Raw genomic sequence first — 18,934 nt, 5'->3', positions numbered from 1 at the left:
TGACATTTTCCTTTAACCACCGAGCTGTACAAAAATAGCTATGCTTTGTCTGCCTTTAGTTGTAGGAGAAGTTCATCATAGACTTGATTAGAAATTTTCATTTTGAAGGATCTTTCTAGTGCTTTATTTTTCTGAAGCTTTTCTAAGCACTCTACTTCCGTACACACATATGCGCCTCTGCCAGAAGCTTTTCCTGTAGGATCTAGCTTTATTTCTGATTCAGGGGTACGAACAATACGGATTAGCGATTTCTTCTCCTTCATCTCTTGACAAGCGATACATTTTCGAAGAGGAATCTTCTTATTTTTCATCATGATCAGCTACTTCTTGGGCTTCTACTTCGTACTCCTCATCATCTGCGTTATCCACTCCATCATAATCCTCATCGAGCTCAGCCTGTGCCTGATCATCCTTAGGGTATAGTCCTAGCTCTGTTGCATCACTTTCGCTTTTGATATCAATTTTCCAGCCAGAAAGCTTAGCAGCTAGTCTTGCATTCTGTCCTCTTTTCCCAATCGCTAATGATAGTTGGAAATCAGGAACGATAACTTGAGTCATCTTATCCTCTTCATTCACATCAACGTGAATAACCTTTGACGGGCTTAAAGCGTTTGCGACATACACCGTTGGATCCTCAGACCAGTGTACGATATCAATCTTTTCGCCTTTAAGCTCATCGACAATCGTTTGGACACGAGAGCCTTTTGGACCAACACACGCTCCAACCGGATCAACATCAGGGTTAGCAGAATAAACGGCAATCTTTGAACGATCGCCTGCTTCACGTGCTACTGATTTAATTTCTACAACACCTTCATAAATCTCAGGAACCTCTAGTTCAAACAGTCTTTTAAGCAGACCAGGGTGTGTACGTGAAAGGACAATCTGTGGACCCTTTGTTGTTTTTTCAACCTTAGTAATAAATGCTTTAACTCGATCTCCATGCTTAAACTGGTCTGAAGGCATCTTTTCGTTAACTGGAAGTAATGCCTCTGCCTTACCAAGATCGATATAGATGAAACGTGCATCTTGACGCTGAACAATTCCAGTGATGATATCCTCTTCACGGTCAATAAATTCATTGAAGATAATGCCTCGCTCAGCTTCTCTAATTCGCTGTGTAACAACCTGCTTTGCCGTTTGAGCAGCTATCCGGCCAAAATCCTTTGGTGTAACCTCAATCTCAACAATATCATCAATCTGATAATTAGGATTTATTCCCTGAGCACCTTCTAAGCTAATTTCAAGTCTAGGATCAACGATGTCCTCGACGATATTTTTTCTAGCGAATACGTGCACTGAGCCAGTTTCTCTATTAATGTCCACACGTACATTCTGGGCTGAGTGGAAATTTCTTTTATAGCCTGAGATCAAGGCTGCTTCAATCGCTTCAATTAAGATCTCTTTACTGATCCCCTTCTCCTTTTCCACTGCTGCCAATGCTTCCATAAAATCAGTATTCATTTGCTTGTTTCTCCTCCTTTCAAATTAGAAAACAACGGCCAGTTTTGCGCTGGCTACTTTATCATATGGTACAGTTACAGATCTCTTTTTTGTTTTTACCTTAACCTCTAATGTAAGATATTCACCGTCAAACTGAGTAAGTAGCCCTTCAAAGGCCTTCTCCCCATCAATAGGCTCATATGTAGTGATCGCTATGTTTTTTCCTATTGCTTGATGAATGTCCTTCTCTTTCTTTAAAGGTCTTTCTGCACCTGGAGAAGAAACCTCTAGAAAATAAGCCTGAGGGATCGGATCAAGCTTGTCGAGCTGAGCGGATAGCTCCTCACTAACGGCTCCACATTCATCAATGTCAATACCGCCATCCTTATCAATATATACCCGTAAAAACCAGTTGCCACCTTCTTTTTTAAACTCTATATCGACTAGCTCTAAGCCTTTGCTCTCAAGGATTGGTGTTACTAATTCTTCTGTAAGCTCAGTAACCTTCTTGCTCACCTAGTTTCCTCCTTTTAAATCTATGAGACTAAAAACGAAAGAGTGGGAATCCCCACTCTTCACGAAAAGTTTATTCTCAGTATTACCAAAAAGATTATATCATAACCTTCTAGAGCAGGCAACTTTTACCCTATCTACAGCTGATTAGAACAAGGATAGCTGGTTGCTTTCAGGCAATCCGGTTAAGCAGCCCTGCTCATCTAGATATTCAAGCACCGTTTTGGTAATTTTACAGCGGGATTGCAGATCCTCCTTAGATAGGAACTCTCCTCCCTCTCTTGCCTTTTCAATATTGATGGCCGCGTTCGTCCCTACTCCAGGGATCGCATTGAATGGCGGGATTAAGCCATCCCCATCTACGATAAATTGTGTGGAATGAGAGCGATACAAGTCTACCTTTTTAAAGTGCAGACCCCTTTCTAGCATTTCAAGACAAAGCTCTAGAACGGTAAGTAAACTCTTTTCCTTAGGCAGGGCATCGTTCCCCTTCTCATTAATCTCTTCTATTCTTTTGCGCACAGCAGAAGATCCTTTTACGGCTAAAGAGACATCAAAATCATCGGCTCGAACAGTGAAGTAGGAAGCATAGAATAGAATCGGCTCGTATACTTTAAAGTATGAAATTCTAACAGCCATTAGAACATACGCTGCGGCGTGAGCCTTAGGGAACATGTATTTGATCTTCTGACATGAATCAATGTACCAGTCAGGCACATCGAATTGCTTCATATATTGGATATCGTCTTCCTCAAGACCTTTACCCTTCCTTACTTTTTCCATGATTGTGAAAGCTTTTGAAGGATCTAAGCCCTTATGAATGAGGTAAACCATGATGTCATCCCTCGTTGAAATAACCTGAGAAAGCGGAGCTATCTCTTGTCTGATCAGCTCCTGGGCATTGTTTAACCAAACGTCCGTACCATGAGACAGTCCAGAAATTTGAACCAGCTCTGCAAAGGTCGTAGGCTTAGTATCCTCAAGCATCTGACGAACAAATCTCGTACCGAATTCTGGAATTCCTAATGAGCCTGTCACAGACATAATTTGCTCTGATGTAACGCCTAAGGCTTCTGTACTACTGAAGATCGACATAACTTTGGGATCGTCAAGTGGAATGCTTTTTGGATCCTTACCAGATAGATCCTGAAGCATACGGATCACTGTAGGATCATCGTGCCCAAGTATATCAAGCTTCAGCAAATTATCGTGTATGGAATGGAAATCAAAATGCGTGGTGCGCCATTCTGAATCCACATCATCCGCTGGAAACTGGATGGGACAAAAATCATAGATTTCATATTCGGATGGGACAACAATAATCCCACCAGGATGCTGTCCCGTTGTTCTTTTTACTCCCGTACAGCCTGAAGCAAGGCGCAGAATTTCAGCCGAGCGGAAGGTAGAGCTTGTTTCCTCCTCATACTTTTTCACAAAGCCAAACGCCGTCTTATCAGCCACTGTACCAATCGTACCTGCTCGATAAACGTAATCCGTACCGAACAGCTCCTGAGTATATTTATGGGCAATAGGCTGATATTCTCCGGAAAAGTTAAGATCAATATCGGGAACTTTGTCTCCTTTAAATCCTAGGAAGGTTTCAAAGGGGATGTCCTGACCATCCTTGAACAATACCTCTCCACAGCTTGGACAATTTTTTACCGGCAGGTCATAGCCAGATGCTACTGAACCATCATCAAAAAACTCATGATAATGACAGGAAGTACAGACATAGTGAGGAGGCAATGGATTAACCTCTGTTATATCTGTAAAAGTCGCCACCAGGGAAGATCCAACCGACCCCCTTGATCCAACTAAGTAACCGTCTGCTAATGATTTTTTTACTAGCTTAGAAGAGATCAGATAGATAACAGAGAAGCCATGTCCAATAATACTGTTTAGCTCTTTTTCTAAGCGTTTCTCAACAATTTCTGGCAAAGGGTCTCCATAAATGCTTTTTGCCTTAGAATAGCTCATATTGCGGATCTCATCCTCGGCACCTTCAATTTTAGGTGTATAAAGGTCATCAGGGATCGGCTTTACTTGCTCAATTTGTTCTTGAATATGGTGAGTAGCTGAAATAACCACCTCGTTAGCTAGCTCTGGACCTAGAAATTGAAACTCCTCTAGCATTTCATCTGTGGTACGGAAATGTGTATCAGGGAGCTGCTCTGGATTTAGTGGAGAAGCCCCACCAAGAGTTGTGATAAGAATTTTGCGATAGACTTTTTCGATTGGTTCAATATAATGAACATTCCCTGTCGCTACAACTGGTTTATTCAGCTTCTTACCTAATTCTACAATGTTGGCTAGAATCTCTTGAATATGAGCCTCATTCTTAACAAGCTCTCTTGCGATTAAATGACTATAGTTTCCTACTGGCTGAATTTCGAGATAATCGTAGAACTCAGCTATCTTCTCCACTTCCTCTGGAGATTTCTGCATCATCCCTTCAAAGACCTCACCTTTATCACAGCCTGACCCTACAATGATTCCTTCTCTGTACTCTTGTAGGAGACTTCTTGGAATTCTTGGCGTTCGATGAAAGTATTGAATATGGGATAAGGAAATTAGCTTATACAGATTACGCAAGCCTTGTTGGTTTTGAACTAATAAAATACAATGAGACGGCCTTAGTCGGTGAAAGTCGTTTTCCCCTTTGTGCTCATTGAGTTGATCTAATCTAGTAATCTCTCTTTCATTTGTCGCTATAATAAGCTTCCATAGCAGGTACCCTGTTGCCTCCGCATCATAAACGGCTCTATGATGATTTAGCAGTTCAATGGAGAACTTTTTACATAGTGTATTCAGCCTGTGATTGCGCATTTCTGGAAAAAGAAATCGAGCGAGCTCTAATGTATCAAGAACTGGGTTGTTAATCTCGATATCTAGTTGCTTATAGCCCATGTGGATAAAACCCATATCAAAGCTAGCATTATGTGCAACAAGAGTATGATCTCCGATAAACTCTTTAAAATCATGAAGGACATCCACTAGCTCAGGGGCATCCTTGACCATCTCATCAGTTATACCTGTTAATTGCGTGATTAGTTCTGTTATTGGCTCATGAGGATTTACAAACCGCTCAAAGCGTTCGATCACCTCTCCACGTCGAATTTTTACACCGGCTAGCTCAATGATTTTGTTATACACAGCCGATAAACCGGTCGTCTCTACGTCAAAGACAACATAGGTCTCATCAATCAGCTCTCTTGGCTGAGGCATGTATACCATAGGCACACCATCATCCACTAGATTAGCCTCTATACCATAAATCACTTTGATGCCATGCTTTTTAGAAGCGCTGTACGCTTCAGGAAACGCCTGAGCAACTCCATGATCGGTAATAGCTATAGCTGGATGACCCCATTTAGCTGCTTGAGCTACAAGATCTCCAACTGGAGTGATCGCATCCATGGCAGACATATTGGAATGGGTATGCAATTCAACCCTTTTTACTTCGCTTTGGTCTTCTCTTTGTTTGACTGTAATCAGGTTAATATCATTAGCCATTAACACGAGGTCACGCAGGAACGTATCCATTTGCACAGAGCCTTGAACCTTAACCCACATGCCCTTTTTAAGTGACTCAAAAATCGGAACATCCTCTTTATCTCTAGAGAACATTTTTACACAAATAGAATCTGTATAGTCTGTAATATGGAAGGTTAGTAAAGTCCGACCACTACGCAGCTCTCTTAAATCTATATTAAAGATTGTTCCCTGCATACAGATTCTTCTTTCTTCCTCTTGAATCTGCTTGATTGGGACTGGCTCCTCTTTGATTCGGTAACCGACGAGCACATCACTTGAAGCATCACGATTTCTCGCCCGGCGCTGGTAATTCCCTTGGCCACCGCCACCATATCCACCCCCACCATGAGCTGGCTGCTTGGCAGGCTGCTTCGCCTCTGCTTCTACCATTTCTTTTAAGGCTTGCTCTGCTCGATTCTTATCCTCTTTATCTCTAGCCTCTACGAATTGCTGGAACGCTGTGTCTGATTCCTCTAGCTCAAAACTAACCTTCACATTCCATTCCGTAAATTGTGAAAAGAACTGTCCCACCAAAGGCTCTATTTTATTTTTAATGATATTGGTTTCAAACTCATTTTGAAGTGTAAACGAGATACCATCTTTATGCCATACTGGTGGTTTTTCCTGCAGGCGCCGATACAATCCATTTAGCTGTGTTTTATTTTGCTCCACAAATAAGGGCCAATATTCTTGAAAAAGCTCTGATTTATCACATGGATCAGCAAAGGCTACATTCACATAAACCTGAGCAATATGCTGAAAGCTCTCATCTATTTTAGCGCAGAGCAATTGATAAAGTGTATGTGGAACGATCCGAGGAATAACCAGATAGAACGTCCAGACTTTTTGCTGCCTATCCACCTGCAGCTTATCTATGTAGGCTTGATCTAACATATCCATATTTTCTTGGGGAATGCTAACCTGCTCAACGAGCATTTTGAATCTCTCATGTTTAGTCAATCTCTCTTTGGACAATTTCATTCCCTCCTTACTCCGTATAACCCTTCTATCTCTCGATCCTTCATAAAAGTATTGCTTCAGCTGAAATATGAATCATTCTGATGATACAAATAAAACTCTTTTTTCATTTTATCAGAATTAGAACAATTATGGGGATAAAAACTTGGTACTCTCCTTCTAGTTCCTGATATAAAATCAGTCCTTAGACGTAGCGGGTAATCCTGCTGATGTACGTTTGAGACCAAGAGTATTCCTTATATACTTACATTATCAAATAAAAACGTTAATTCGAAAGGATGATATCATGTTAACTTTACGTCTGTTTTCTCTACAGATTCAATTTTCTATTTCGTCTGATCACAAAAAGAATCTTCTTGAAAAAGCTTTTAGAAGAATGAAGCTAGACAAAGAAGTTGAACTATCAAAAGCCAATTATTATAAGCAATCACATGGCTTCTAAAAGGGCGGTAAAAAAAAGTGCTCTCTAGATCCTTTCTATCCAGAAAGAAACCGTGAGCACTTCTTAGTCTTTCATTCACTTGATAGTATGCTGATAAAAGATAGACTATTTAAATTAATTCTTTGTGTTTTTTCATTTGTACTTCTATACAGTAAGTTAAATTATAAAGTAAAACTAAGAGGTCGCTTGATCAAAAAATTTCTGTAGATAAGCCTCTAGTTCGTTCACATGGATCTCCTCCATGTCTCCGCTCTTCCTAGCTTTCACCTCTATGATCCCCTCTTGAGCTTTCTTCCCTACTGTAATTCGTACTGGTAGGCCCATTAAATCAGAGTCGTTAAATTTAACACCCGGTCTTTCCTTACGATCATCGTACAGAACATCAAATCGCTGATTTCTAAGCTCTTGATAAAGCTTTTCTCCTAGCTCTTGCTGCTGTTCATCCTTCGGATTTACCGTAATCAGGTGAATATCATACGGGGCTAGAGACACAGGCCACACGATCCCCTTTTCATCATGGTTCTGTTCAATGACAGCAGCCAGGATACGCGTCACGCCAATTCCGTAACAGCCCATAATCATTGGCTTATCCTTTCCATTTTCGTCAAGGAAGATTGCCCCCATCGCTTCACTATACTTCGTTCCAAGCTTAAAGACGTGTCCAACCTCTATTCCTTCAGCAAATTGGATGATGCCTTGTCCATCAGGACTTGGATCGCCTTCAACTATGTTTCGTAAATCGTAGTATCCTTCAACAGTGAAATCTCTTTCTGGACTCACATACTGTATGTGCTTATCCTTTTCATTAGCTCCTACAACTGCTCCAGCCATTCCTTTGACACTATTATCAGCTACAATTTTCACCTGTAATCCAACAGGCCCAACAGGCCCAACAAACCCTGGAACAGATTTGAGGTCTTGTACCACACTTTCAGGGCTCAATAACTCAATGGTTTGTCCTCCTAAAAGCACCTTAACCTTTGTCTCATTGATTTCAAAATCACCACGAACAAGCGCTACAACTATTTCACTATCAACTTCAAAGGCAACACTTTTAATGATTTGATTTGGCTCAACAGCTAAGAATGCAGCAAGCTCTTCTACCGTTCTCACATTTGGAGTATCAACAACCTGCTTTTCTTTATCCCCATCTACCACAAGCTGCTCATAGCTTGTTTGAGTGACTTCCGCTTTTTCAATATTAGCCGCATAGCTTGAGGAATTACTGAAAGCAATCGTGTCTTCTCCGATCTCAGAGAGCACCATAAATTCATGTGTATCTGTTCCACCGATCGCTCCAGAATCCGCTTCGACAGCCCGAAAGTTAAGACCACAGCGAGTAAAAATATTCATATAAGCGCTATACATTTTCTGATACATCTCATCCAGACTTTCATCAGTAGCATGGAAGGAGTAGGCATCCTTCATGATAAATTCGCGTGAGCGTAGTACACCAAACCGTGGTCTGCGCTCATCACGGAATTTTGTTTGAATTTGGTACATGGATAAAGGGAGCTTTTTATAGGATTTAATCTCATCACGGACAAGACTTGTAATGACCTCTTCATGTGTTGGCCCCAAAGCAAAGGCTCGTTCATGTCGATCCTTTAGCCTCATTAATTCTGGTCCATATACATCCCATCTGCCTGTCTCATGCCATAGCTCTGCAGGGTGCAAAGTAGACAGTAAAACCTCTTCAGAGCCTGTTTTATTCATTTCATCACGGACAATCTCTTGTACCTTACGAATAACCTTTTGTCCCAGTGGAAGATAGGAATAAAGCCCTGAGGCGATCTGTCTCATTAATCCAGCTCGAAGCATTAACTGGTGGCTAATCACCTCTGCATCTGCTGGTACGTCTCGTAATGTTGGTAAGAAAGAATGTTGCTGGCGCATGTGTAATACTCCTCCCCTAGAACAAACCATTTATATTAAAAGAAAATGCGTTGAATATCATTCCATGTTACGACTAGAATTAAAAGCATTAATAAAGCAAAGCCCACAAAATGAACGAGACTTTCTTTCTGTGGATCGATCGGCTTACCACGTAACGCCTCTAATCCAATAAATATCAGCCTTCCACCGTCTAATGCAGGTATTGGTAGGAGATTCATAATCCCTAGGTTTATGCTTAAGAAGGCAGCAAATTGTAAAAGAACAGCTAAACCTTGCTCAGCAGCCTGACCTGTAATTTGGAAAATACCTACTGGTCCAGCTAGATCATCAATTGTGAACGTTCCAGTAACTAACATTCCCAAGGCCTGGAATAGTAAGGCTATGATTTCATATGTTCGAACAAAGCCATACTGTATTGCCGCTAAGAAGGAGCGTTCTGTAGCTGGTGCTACTCCGATGAAGCCCTCATACACAACCTCTCCTTCGAGTGTTTGTGTTTCACGAGACATCGGTGTGACTGGTACCTCTATCTGTTGTCCATCTCTTGAAATGGTTAAATTTACTTCCTGCTCTGGATAGGAGCTAATGATACGCTGAAAATCAGTCCAGCGCTGAATAGATTCTCCATTAATAGCCGTCACAAGGTCTCCATCCTGCAAACCTGCCTCTAAAGCAGCAGAGTCAGGGATAACCTCTCCAATTAACGCTTCCTCACCAGGCAAGCCATTATACAAAGCAAAGGCAAATAGTAAGACAACAGCAAGAAGAAAATTGGCTAATGGTCCGGCAAAAATAGCAAGAGCCCGTTGCCCCACCGTCTTACTCCCAAATTGACGATCCCATGGAGCAATCTGTGTTTCCTTTCCGTTATAGACCATTTTCGCTTGAGGGTGTACATCAAAGCTTAACAGCTGATCCTCATGATCGTACCCTTCAATGACAAGCTTATGCACAAGATCAATCTTACTCACATTGATCGTCTTAGCTTCAGGAAAGTCTTTTTTATTGTTAATGATCAGCTTCTCAACCTGACCTTCTCGGTTCGTTATTACTGCAACGTCATGACCCGTCTTTATATCAATAAGCTCAGGGTCCTCTCCAGCCATACGAACAAATCCACCTAGCGGTAATAAACGGATCGTATAAACCGTCTCATTTCTAACAAAGGAAAATAGCTTCGGACCAAAACCAATAGCAAATTCCCTACATAAGATTCCTGCACGCTTGGCCAGAATTAAGTGACCTAACTCGTGAAAAAAGATAAGTGCACCAAACACAACCACTATACTGATAACAGATGTCATAACGTTGTCACCTTCCTCATATTTCGTCTAGCTCATAGATAAAGCTAGTTCCCTAGCCCATAAATCTGCTGCATGAATATCTTCAAGACCAGGGTTTTGGATAATGCTATGCTTATCCAGCACGTTAGAAATGATATGCTCAATGCTTAAGAAGGAGATGTCTCCTTGTAAAAAACGCATTACACTCACTTCATTCGCTGCATTTAATACGGTTGGTACTGTTCCGCCTGCCCTTCCAGCTTCATAAGCCATTCTAAGACAAGGGAAGCGCTCAAAATCCATTTTGCGAAAATGTAGTTTCCCTATTTCCGCGAGATTTAATCGTTTTCCAGAAATAGAGTAACGATCAGGATAAGTTAGAGCATATTGAATAGGAACCTTCATATCCGGTGTTCCTAATTGAGCCATAACAGCACTATCCTCAAACACAACCATTGAATGAATGATGCTCTCATCATGCTGGAGCACTTCAATTTGATCAAACGGAATATCGAATAACCAGTGAGCTTCAATGACTTCAAGACCTTTATTCATCATTGTAGCTGAATCCACTGTTATTTTTGATCCCATGCTCCAATTCGGATGATTTAACACTTCTTGTACAGTAACGTGTTCGAGCTCTGCTCTGTTCTTATGCCGCAGACTACCTCCAGAGGCAGTCACTATAATTTGCTCTACTCTTTTCCTATTCTCTCCCTGAAGACATTGAAATATAGCTGAATGCTCACTGTCGACAGGAAGAATATCTACGTTAAAACGCCTTGCCTGCTCCATCACTAGCTTTCCAGCTGTAACCAACGTCTCCTTATTTGCTAGAGCAATCGTTTTCTTAGCTTCTATGGCAGCTAAGGTTGGCTTTAAACCAACACTTCCTACGATGGCCGTAACGACAACATCTGCCTGAGGGTATGTTACCACCTCAAGCAGCCCTTCTTCTCCATATATGATCTTAACCCCTTGAGGAGCATGTGCTTTGATTTGCTCTGCTGCTTCTTTTGTAGCTACGGAAACAAGAGCAGGTCGAAATTCGTGAATCTGTTCCAAAACGACTTGTACATTCTGCCCTGCTGCCAATGCCACTAGCTTAAAATGTTCAGGCTTAGCACGAAGCACGTCCATCGTCTGTGTACCCACTGATCCCGTTGAACCCAAGACTGCAATATATTTCATTCTACTACTCCTCTTTCATTAATTAAAGTTACATGAAGATCTGTAAAATATAAACCATTGGAAAAGCAAAAAGTATACTGTCGAAACGGTCTAGTACACCACCATGTCCTGGAAGAAGCCTTCCTGAATCCTTTACATGAAAGTGTCTCTTAATCGCTGATTCAGCTAAATCACCAAGCTGTCCTATGATAGATATGATAATAGAGACGAGTAATAGAACTGATAGTGATTCTAATTTGGTTGTCCAATAAAAAATCAAACCAACAATCAACGCAAAAATGATACCACCTATTGCGCCCTCTATCGTCTTGTTTGGGCTAATCGTGGGCCAAAGCTTCCTTTTACCAAAGCGTCGGCCCGTAAAGTAAGCTCCTGAATCCGTACACCAAATGATAAGAATAATAAAAAATGTCCATTGTAATCCAAGCTCTAAGCGAGTTTCAATTAAAAAATAGAAGCCATAACCAATATATATAAGACCGATAAATAATAGACCTGCTTGTTCAATAGTAAAAGCATTTTTAGAGAAAACAATCGATGTCAATAAAAGCAAGCTTACCCCAACAAGTACCTGAAGATGGTACTGTTCTAGAAAAGTGGAGGATGGCTCAACAAATGCTGATGTTAGGATGAGTATGAGCATGATTTGACCTAATAGGGCAGGAATACTAGATGCTTTAATTTTTGCCATTCGCAAAAGCTCAATATAACCTATTATCGCTAACAGACTAATAAGAGTAGCGAACCAACCCCCACCTATTACGAGAATTGCTATAAAGCCAATCCCTCCAATACCACCTGTTATTATCCTCTGCTTCAACGTCATTTCCTCCTGATCTGTTCCTGCTTAAAAGCGTTTATGATCATGAATCTTCTTTTACTGTTCCATATCGTCTTACCCGGCGCTGATATTCAAGAATGGCCTGTTCAAAGTTCTCCCTGCGAAAATCTGGCCAGTATACGTCTATAAACCATAGCTCTGTATACGCTAACTGCCAAAGCATAAAGTTGCTTAAACGAATTTCCTTTGTCCGAATAAGAAGATCAGGGTCAATCATCTCACTTGAATGTAAAAACTGCCCAACCAGCTTCTCATCAATTTGATCGCTATCAATTTCTTCAGATTTGACTTTAGAGGAAATCTCTTTAACCATTTGAACGATCTCTGCTCTGCTTCCATAGTTTAAAGCAAAGTTTAAAATCATTCCTGTATTTTGCTCTGTTCTTTGTCGTGCTTCAAATAAAGCTTGTAACGTATGTGAAGGTAAACCCTCTTCTGTTCCAAGCAAACGTATTTGCACGTTTTTTTGAACAAGGTCCTCTAGTTCTGAAGCTAAGTAGTCTTGGGGAAGCTTCATCAGGAAATCTACTTCATCCTTTGGACGCTTCCAGTTTTCCGTGGAAAAAGCATATAGTGTTAACACTTCTACCCCAAGTTCATGGGCTGCTCTTGTTATTTCAGTAACAGATTTCATTCCAGCACGATGTCCGGCTACCCTAGGTAACCCTCGCTTTTTGGCCCAGCGTCCATTACCATCCATAATGATAGCAACGTGTTTTGGTATATTCTCAAGTAGTAATTCCTCTTTATTAGTTTTCTTCCATTTTAGCCACTTTTTTAGATTATGTAGCATATTCATTCCCCCAAAGAGGTGATGAATAAAATCACCCTCTTAGACGGAGGGTGACTTAGCTCACCATAGATTAAACTTCCATTATTTCTTTTTCTTTTTCTGCAACGATTTTATCTATGGATACGATATTTTCATCTGTAATTTTCTGTATGGATTCTTGATGACGGCGGGACTCATCTTCAGAAATAGTACCCTCTTTTTCGATTTTCTTAATATCATCGTTTGCATCTCGGCGCACATTTCTAACGGCTACCTTAGAATCTTCACCGTACTTTTTAACGGTCTTAACAAGCTCTGCACGTCTTTCCTCTGTTAAAGCAGGAATACCCAAACGAATGATCGTTCCGTCGTTATTCGGAGTTAAGCCAAGATCAGACTTTTGGATAGCTCTTTCTATATCAGCTAACGAGCTTTTATCCCAAGGTTGAATCGTTAATAAACGGGCCTCTGGAGTAGCAATGTTAGCTAATTGATTAAGTGGAGTTAATGCTCCGTAATATTCGACCTGAATTCTATCTAATAAAGCAGGAGTGGCTCTCCCAGCTCTTAGACTAGCGAGCTCTTTCCTAAGCTGTGCAATCGACTTATCCATTCGCTCTTGTGCATCTGCAATCACTTGATTCGGCATTTACTTACTCCCCCTTACTATAGTTCCTATTTCTTCACCAGTAATGGCTCTTTTAATATTTCCTTCTTCCATAATAGAGAAGACGATCAATGGAATGTCATTATCCATACATAAAGAAGAAGCTGTTGAATCCATAACTCCCAAACCTTCTTTAATCACGTCTAGGAAGGAAAGCTCTTCATATTTCTTTGCAGTAGGGTCCTTACTTGGATCTGCCGTATAAACTCCGTCTACCTTATTTTTGGCCATAAGAATAACCTCGGCCTCAATTTCAGCAGCACGCAGAGCAGCTGTTGTATCTGTTGAAAAGTATGGGTTACCAGTTCCTCCAGCGAAGATAACCACCCGTTTCTTTTCTAAATGGCGGATTGCTCTTCTACGTATGTATGGCTCTGCAACCTGCCTCATTTCAATCGATGTTTGGACACGTGTAGGTACTCCATCTGCTTCTAACGCATCCTGAAGAGCTAAACCATTCATAACCGTTGCAAGCATTCCCATGTAGTCTGCTGTTGCTCGATCCATTCCCTTAGAGCTCCCAGCAAGTCCGCGCCAAATATTCCCACCACCTACAACTACAGCTACCTCTACATCTAATTCTACAACTTCTTTGATTTGTTTGGCAATTGATTGGATCACAGTAGGATCAATCCCATATCCTAATGTACCTGCTAAGGCTTCACCACTTAATTTTAACACTACTCTATTATATTTTCTAAGAGCCATAGAGAATCCTCCAATCTAAATATTTCTACATGTATGTCTGGACTCCTGCATTTTTCGTCTTTTTCTTAGCATTTATGACCATACAAGCAGCTTTCTTATGTTCTACTCCATAAATCGTATCAACTACCTTAAAAATAGGGAACACATCGTGTTCCCTAATCTGTTGCTTATATTATGATTTTTTAACTTGAGACATAACTTCTTCAGCAAAGTTTTCTTGACGCTTCTCAATTCCTTCACCTAATTCAAAGCGGAAGAAGCTGCTGATTGTAACGTTGTCCCCTTCTTTTTTAAGAAGCTTAGCAACCGTAACATCAGGATCTTTAACAAATGGTTGCTCTAGTAAGCAAACCTCTGAATAAAACTTTTGCATACGGCCTTCAACCATTTTTTGAACGATGTTTTCAGGCTTTCCTTCATTAAGAGCTTGTTGTGTCAAGATTTCTCTTTCTTGCTCGATTACTTCATTAGAAACCTGTGCTGTAGATAAAAATCTAGGGTTAATAGCCGCAACATGCATAGCGATGTCCTTAGCCATATCTTCATTTGTAGAGTTTTCTACAACTGTTAATACACTGATACGTCCACCCATATGAACATAAGCACCAAAAGAATCTTTGTCTGCTTTTTCTACAATTTCAAAACGACGGAAGTTCATATTTTCACCGATTTTAGCAATTAGGGCACTTAGTTTTTCTTTTACTGTAGAATCAGTACCAACCATTTGTTGCTCTAAAGCTTCCTCAACACTTGCAGGACGCTTTGCTAAAAGGTGCTTTGCTAATCCAGATACATAGGCCTGAAAATCTTCGTTCTTAGCAACAAAGTCTGTTTCACAGTTCAGCTCAAGTAATACTGCTGCATTCCCATCAACTTCAACTGCTGTTAAGCCTTCTGCTGCAATACGGTCAGCTTTTTTAGCAGCTGATGCTAATCCTTTTTCACGTAAGAACTCAATCGCTTTTTCAAAATCACCATCTGTTTCTGTAAGAGCCTTTTTACAGTCCATCATACCCGCACCTGTTTTTTCGCGTAGCTCTTTAACCATACTAGCTGTAATAGCCATTTTATTGTCCTCCTTCTATATCCTTATTATCCCCAGTAGGGATATGTAGTAATCTCTAAAACATAGTGAAAAGGTGGTCTAAGGGCAATCACCCTAGACCACCCTAGTCTTTAAGCAGTAGTAGTCTGCTCTCCTTGGTTTCCTTCTAAGATAGCATCTGCCATTTTAGCTGTAAGTAATTTAACGGCACGAATCGCATCGTCATTACCAGGAATCACGTAATCAATTTCATCAGGATCACAGTTTGTATCAACAATCGCAACGATTGGAAGACCTAGCTTACGAGCTTCTGCAATAGCAATACGCTCTTTACGAGGGTCAACAACAAACAATGCGTCTGGTAAGCCCTTCATATCTTTAATTCCGCCTAAGAATTTCTCAAGACGTTCTTTTTCTTTGCGAAGTAAAATAACTTCTTTTTTAGGTAATACTTCAAACGTTCCGTCTGTTTCCATAGCCTCAAGCTTGTGCAGGCGGTTAATACGAATTTGGATCGTCTTAAAGTTTGTTAAAGTACCACCTAACCAACGTTGGTTGATGAAAAACATGTTACAACGAATCGCTTCTTCTTTAACGGAATCCTGAGCTTGCTTTTTTGTTCCAACAAAAAGCATTTTCCCACCGTTTGCTGCTAATTCTTTAACGAAGTTATACGCTTCGTCAACCTTCTTCACTGTCTTTTGTAGATCAATGATGTAAATACCATTTCTTTCAGTGAAGATGTAACGATCCATCTTCGGGTTCCAACGACGTGTTTGATGTCCAAAATGAACACCAGCTTCAAGCAACTGCTTCATAGAAATTACTGCCATGTTTGTTTCCTCCTTTGGTTTTGTTCCTCCGCTAAGCCTTGGCTTTATGCCAGCATATCAAACTTAAGTATAAGTCTTAAGCACCATGATCTACTCTAAGGCTTGCGTGTGTAATGATTAACACCATTTGTAAATATAACACAATGAAAAAAATAATTCAATGCTCTGAAACAAGTTTTTATAGTTGATAAAAAGTTAAAAGCCTACCCCTAGTGAGCCCTAGAAATAAGCCTTTATACTTTAGCGTATGGTTCTAATTATTTTCTCTTCATTAAATGAACAACTAGAGCAGCCTCACCTTTTCCCATTTGTAACACTTTTGCAATATGGTCTATAGAAAACCCTTGTCTATAAAGCTCCTTGGCCTGCTCAAATTTATTGGGAGCAGATGCTGGTTCTTCCATGGCTGATTCTTCTATAGTTGGACCTTCTATAGCAGCCTCTTCTCTATCAGTTGCTTCTGTTTGGAAGGGAGGTTCCGACGCTCTTTCAGTCATATCATGACTTTCTTCTTCGCTAGACTCATCTCCACGCACGACATCCATTGAGGACTGTTCAACTGCTTTGGACTTAATATGCCCCTCTGTTTTGCTAGAGTTTCGTTCGGGATGGTACATTTCTTTTTCCAATCTTTGAATTTTTTCTTCGAGAAGCTTCACATCATTTTGATACGATTCATCCTTCTCTTGAATATAGCCCACCATACGCTCATAGAGGCCCTCATTTTCCTTCTCAATTTCATCAATAAAAGCCTCCATGCTCTGGTGAAGCGTTTCCACATCTTCCTTCACCGAAGGCAAAGAGACTCGTTCTAGCGTGCGTCGTTGATACAAAACAACAATAGCTAATATAGTGAAAATATGAACTAAAAAACTAATGCCTATAATGATATACATTCTGTTTACTCCTCATCGATTTTCACAGCGATATATCAATCTGCCCACCTTTATATGGATGTTTGGCTGGCTTCGCTTTCTTTTCCTCGTCCTGCTGGCTTTTCTGCTGCGAATTTTGCTGTGGAGATCCTTGAGACTGAGGATCTTCGGATGAAATTTTCGCCTGTCCTTTCGCTTCTGCCTGAGCTGCTCTCATACGTTGTAGCTCTGCCTGGTGCTTTTGTTCCTCAGCAGATTGATGATGTTGTATGACTCCTCGCTGATTCATCTGTTCCTGCATTCTACCTGCTTCCTGTGTACGAGGAATGGCGACCTGCAGTTCAATTGATTTTAAACTCATGTTCAGCTCTCCTTTACTCGTCGTTGGAGTAGATTCATGTGTAAAATTCAACCAATCTTAGATGAGGGGTTTCCCGACGATTAAACTATTCTCCAATACATACTCAATACGTGTCTGTGTATCTTTAATATATTTCATGTATTTTCCTAAAATAATCTTCGTTCCAGCATATAAGGTTTTAGAAGCTACTATTTTGCATTGCTCAGAATTCTGGAGTTCTTGTTCTAGCTCAGCCATTTCTTCCTTTAAATCACGCCATCTGTTCTCATTTTCAAGCTTTGTATTGGTCAGCTTGATAAGCATTTGCTGTTTGTCAGCTGGTAATTGTCCCAATTTGCTCGCAATTTGGTGGAGTACCGCCTCTGCTTTTGCCGTTTTGTCCAAAGTATCCCTAATCTCCGTAAATTCCTTTTCAATTTCCCTTTTCCTATTTAATGCTTTAGGTTGACTTCCAACTTCTACAGTTGTTGAAGTAGTCATGGAATTTCCAATGGTATGACAAATAACGGCTTTACCAGCTTGAATATGCCCACCTACTATTAGACCTTTATCTCCTTTGCACTCTACCTGTTCACCGGCCATTACGTGAGAATGCATAATGGATTGAGATACTAGTACATTGCCCTCCGCTTGGACGGTGCCGTTTACAATAAATCCAGTCTGAATATCTAAGCCTGCTTTAACCAATCCTTTGTGCTGTCCAGTTATACCGGATTGTATATGGATTGAGCCATCACTAATGATCTCTGCTCCTTCCACACCTCCTGTTATACGTACATCACCTTTGGCTACAATCTTAAAGCCGCTAGGAACGCTCCCTCGAATGACAACATTCCCTACAAAATCGATATTTCCAACAGATAGATCTAGATCTCCATTTACTTCGAAAACAGGGAATACATTAATGACATTTGTGATGGATACTTGTCCATCAAGTGCAGCATATAGAGCTTGGCTCTCCCGATCAATGACGACATTTTTTCCTGCTTTAAGCGGAAGATCTTTTCCAGCCTTTGCAGAAAGAATTTCACCTCTAACTGTCATCCCGTCTCTTCCTTCAGTAGAAGGGATTTTTTTACCAAGAATTTGCCCCTTGGCGACATTTGCAATATTCGTCATAGAGTAGAAATCTACACTACCATCCCTTTTTACCTTTGGTTTACTTTGATTGCTCGAATAACAAAGCATTTCCAAATAAGAATCATCTCCAGCTACCGCAGCTCTTCCTTCGGCCACCATAAACTCCTTCTGAGCAAAGCTAGCTGGATTAGCAGCAAATTGCGAGATTACATCATCTAAAATACCAAAAGTGATTCCTCGACTTTCTAAAAACCTTACAATTGTTTCTTTATTGAATTCATGCTTATCTGTATCGGCTTCTTGACTTTCTGCAGATGGAAAATAAGTTAAACTAACGCTCATTTGGTCAGCAGAAAGCTGAACCTCAAGTTCTCCCTCAAATGGAAACAGATCCTGACTTGTTAGTGGAGTACTCATTTTATTCACCCCTAACACAAGTAATTACTTCTTCTTTAAGATACCGATAATTAAA

General features: G+C 40.6%; 17 protein-coding genes. 1 reads left to right on the top strand and 16 read right to left on the bottom strand.

Features of this window, described 5'->3' with window-relative positions; genetic code table 11:
• Positions 1-38: 38 nt before the first annotated feature.
• From rnpM to J2S11_RS02955, 4 genes are all read right to left on the bottom strand, one after another.
• A complete protein-coding gene (rnpM, locus tag J2S11_RS02970; protein WP_307390720.1) occupies positions 39-314 on the bottom strand; it encodes an RNase P modulator RnpM in 276 nt (91 codons plus the stop codon).
• A complete protein-coding gene (nusA, locus tag J2S11_RS02965) occupies positions 301-1,464 on the bottom strand; it encodes a transcription termination factor NusA (RefSeq protein WP_307390717.1) in 1,164 nt (387 codons plus the stop codon). The genes rnpM and nusA overlap by 14 nt, the downstream gene beginning before the upstream one ends.
• Before the next feature lie 24 nt (positions 1,465-1,488).
• Positions 1,489-1,959 carry a ribosome maturation factor RimP gene (gene rimP, locus J2S11_RS02960; RefSeq protein WP_307390715.1) on the bottom strand — a complete coding sequence of 157 codons (471 nt, stop codon included), beginning with the start codon at positions 1,957-1,959 and terminating at the stop codon, positions 1,489-1,491.
• Between the two features lie 144 nt (positions 1,960-2,103).
• Positions 2,104-6,471 carry a PolC-type DNA polymerase III gene (locus J2S11_RS02955; RefSeq protein ID WP_307390712.1) on the bottom strand — a complete coding sequence of 1,456 codons (4,368 nt, stop codon included), beginning with the start codon at positions 6,469-6,471 and terminating at the stop codon, positions 2,104-2,106.
• Between the two features lie 283 nt (positions 6,472-6,754).
• Here J2S11_RS02955 and J2S11_RS02950 point away from each other — a divergent pair, with 283 nt between their 5' ends.
• A complete protein-coding gene (locus J2S11_RS02950) occupies positions 6,755-6,910 on the top strand; it encodes a hypothetical protein (protein WP_307390709.1) in 156 nt (51 codons plus the stop codon).
• A gap of 174 nt (positions 6,911-7,084) precedes the next feature.
• On the opposite strand, the gene J2S11_RS02945 is transcribed toward J2S11_RS02950, so the two are convergent.
• From J2S11_RS02945 to J2S11_RS02890, 12 genes are all read right to left on the bottom strand, one after another.
• Entirely contained in the window at positions 7,085-8,806 is a 1,722-nt protein-coding gene (locus J2S11_RS02945) for a proline--tRNA ligase (protein WP_307390707.1), read from the bottom strand.
• Positions 8,807-8,841: 35 nt separating this feature from the next.
• Positions 8,842-10,110: an RIP metalloprotease RseP gene (gene rseP, locus J2S11_RS02940; protein WP_307390704.1), complete on the bottom strand. Its 1,269-nt coding sequence runs from the start codon at positions 10,108-10,110 to the stop codon at positions 8,842-8,844.
• Between the two features lie 27 nt (positions 10,111-10,137).
• On the bottom strand, positions 10,138-11,280 hold the full coding sequence (locus J2S11_RS02935; RefSeq protein ID WP_307390702.1) for a 1-deoxy-D-xylulose-5-phosphate reductoisomerase: 1,143 nt from the start codon (positions 11,278-11,280) through the stop codon (positions 10,138-10,140).
• Between the two features lie 28 nt (positions 11,281-11,308).
• Complete coding sequence (locus J2S11_RS02930) at positions 11,309-12,100, bottom strand: phosphatidate cytidylyltransferase (RefSeq protein ID WP_307390701.1); 792 nt, start codon at positions 12,098-12,100, stop codon at positions 11,309-11,311.
• 43 nt (positions 12,101-12,143) lie between these two features.
• Positions 12,144-12,914, bottom strand: a complete 771-nt coding sequence (locus J2S11_RS02925; RefSeq protein WP_307390699.1) for an isoprenyl transferase — start codon at positions 12,912-12,914, stop codon at positions 12,144-12,146.
• A 70-nt stretch (positions 12,915-12,984) separates the two neighbouring features.
• Positions 12,985-13,542, bottom strand: a complete 558-nt coding sequence (gene frr / locus J2S11_RS02920) for a ribosome recycling factor (protein ID WP_307390696.1) — start codon at positions 13,540-13,542, stop codon at positions 12,985-12,987.
• A complete protein-coding gene (pyrH, locus tag J2S11_RS02915; RefSeq protein WP_307390694.1) occupies positions 13,543-14,268 on the bottom strand; it encodes a UMP kinase in 726 nt (241 codons plus the stop codon). It abuts the gene before it with no gap.
• A 172-nt stretch (positions 14,269-14,440) separates the two neighbouring features.
• Positions 14,441-15,334, bottom strand: a complete 894-nt coding sequence (gene tsf / locus J2S11_RS02910) for a translation elongation factor Ts (RefSeq protein WP_307390691.1) — start codon at positions 15,332-15,334, stop codon at positions 14,441-14,443.
• 110 nt (positions 15,335-15,444) lie between these two features.
• Positions 15,445-16,146 (bottom strand): 30S ribosomal protein S2, encoded by a 702-nt coding sequence (rpsB, locus tag J2S11_RS02905; RefSeq protein ID WP_307390689.1) that lies wholly within the window; start codon positions 16,144-16,146, stop codon positions 15,445-15,447.
• Between the two features lie 257 nt (positions 16,147-16,403).
• Positions 16,404-17,042, bottom strand: coding sequence for a DUF6115 domain-containing protein (locus J2S11_RS02900; protein WP_307390687.1), 639 nt, complete (start codon positions 17,040-17,042; stop codon positions 16,404-16,406).
• Between the two features lie 22 nt (positions 17,043-17,064).
• Positions 17,065-17,382, bottom strand: a complete 318-nt coding sequence (locus J2S11_RS02895; protein WP_307390684.1) for a hypothetical protein — start codon at positions 17,380-17,382, stop codon at positions 17,065-17,067.
• A gap of 57 nt (positions 17,383-17,439) precedes the next feature.
• Entirely contained in the window at positions 17,440-18,879 is a 1,440-nt protein-coding gene (locus tag J2S11_RS02890) for a FapA family protein (RefSeq protein ID WP_307390682.1), read from the bottom strand.
• Between the last annotated feature and the right edge of the window lie 55 nt (positions 18,880-18,934).

The sequence above is a fragment of the Bacillus horti genome (assembly GCF_030813115.1).
Taxonomy (GTDB): Bacteria; Bacillota; Bacilli; order Caldalkalibacillales; family JCM-10596; genus Bacillus_CH; species Bacillus_CH horti.
Note: the sequence above shows the minus strand (reverse complement) of the source record. Positions and strands in the feature narration are given on the sequence as shown.

Excerpts from the sequence above, each read along its gene's own strand:
- rpsB (WP_307390689.1), bottom strand. The coding sequence starts at position 16,146 with ATGGCAGTAATTTCTATGAAGCAGTTGCTTGAAGCTGGTGTTCATTTT.
- J2S11_RS02925 (WP_307390699.1), bottom strand. The coding sequence starts at position 12,914 with ATGCTACATAATCTAAAAAAGTGGCTAAAATGGAAGAAAACTAATAAA.
- J2S11_RS02945 (WP_307390707.1), bottom strand. The coding sequence starts at position 8,806 with ATGCGCCAGCAACATTCTTTCTTACCAACATTACGAGACGTACCAGCA.
- rnpM (WP_307390720.1), bottom strand. The coding sequence starts at position 314 with ATGATGAAAAATAAGAAGATTCCTCTTCGAAAATGTATCGCTTGTCAA.
- nusA (WP_307390717.1), bottom strand. The coding sequence starts at position 1,464 with ATGAATACTGATTTTATGGAAGCATTGGCAGCAGTGGAAAAGGAGAAG.
- J2S11_RS02900 (WP_307390687.1), bottom strand. The coding sequence starts at position 17,042 with ATGTATATCATTATAGGCATTAGTTTTTTAGTTCATATTTTCACTATA.
- J2S11_RS02955 (WP_307390712.1), bottom strand. The coding sequence starts at position 6,471 with ATGAAATTGTCCAAAGAGAGATTGACTAAACATGAGAGATTCAAAATG.
- J2S11_RS02890 (WP_307390682.1), bottom strand. The coding sequence starts at position 18,879 with ATGAGTACTCCACTAACAAGTCAGGATCTGTTTCCATTTGAGGGAGAA.
- rseP (WP_307390704.1), bottom strand. The coding sequence starts at position 10,110 with ATGACATCTGTTATCAGTATAGTGGTTGTGTTTGGTGCACTTATCTTT.
- J2S11_RS02895 (WP_307390684.1), bottom strand. The coding sequence starts at position 17,382 with ATGAGTTTAAAATCAATTGAACTGCAGGTCGCCATTCCTCGTACACAG.
- J2S11_RS02950 (WP_307390709.1), top strand. The coding sequence starts at position 6,755 with ATGTTAACTTTACGTCTGTTTTCTCTACAGATTCAATTTTCTATTTCG.
- frr (WP_307390696.1), bottom strand. The coding sequence starts at position 13,542 with ATGCCGAATCAAGTGATTGCAGATGCACAAGAGCGAATGGATAAGTCG.
- pyrH (WP_307390694.1), bottom strand. The coding sequence starts at position 14,268 with ATGGCTCTTAGAAAATATAATAGAGTAGTGTTAAAATTAAGTGGTGAA.
- tsf (WP_307390691.1), bottom strand. The coding sequence starts at position 15,334 with ATGGCTATTACAGCTAGTATGGTTAAAGAGCTACGCGAAAAAACAGGT.
- J2S11_RS02935 (WP_307390702.1), bottom strand. The coding sequence starts at position 11,280 with ATGAAATATATTGCAGTCTTGGGTTCAACGGGATCAGTGGGTACACAG.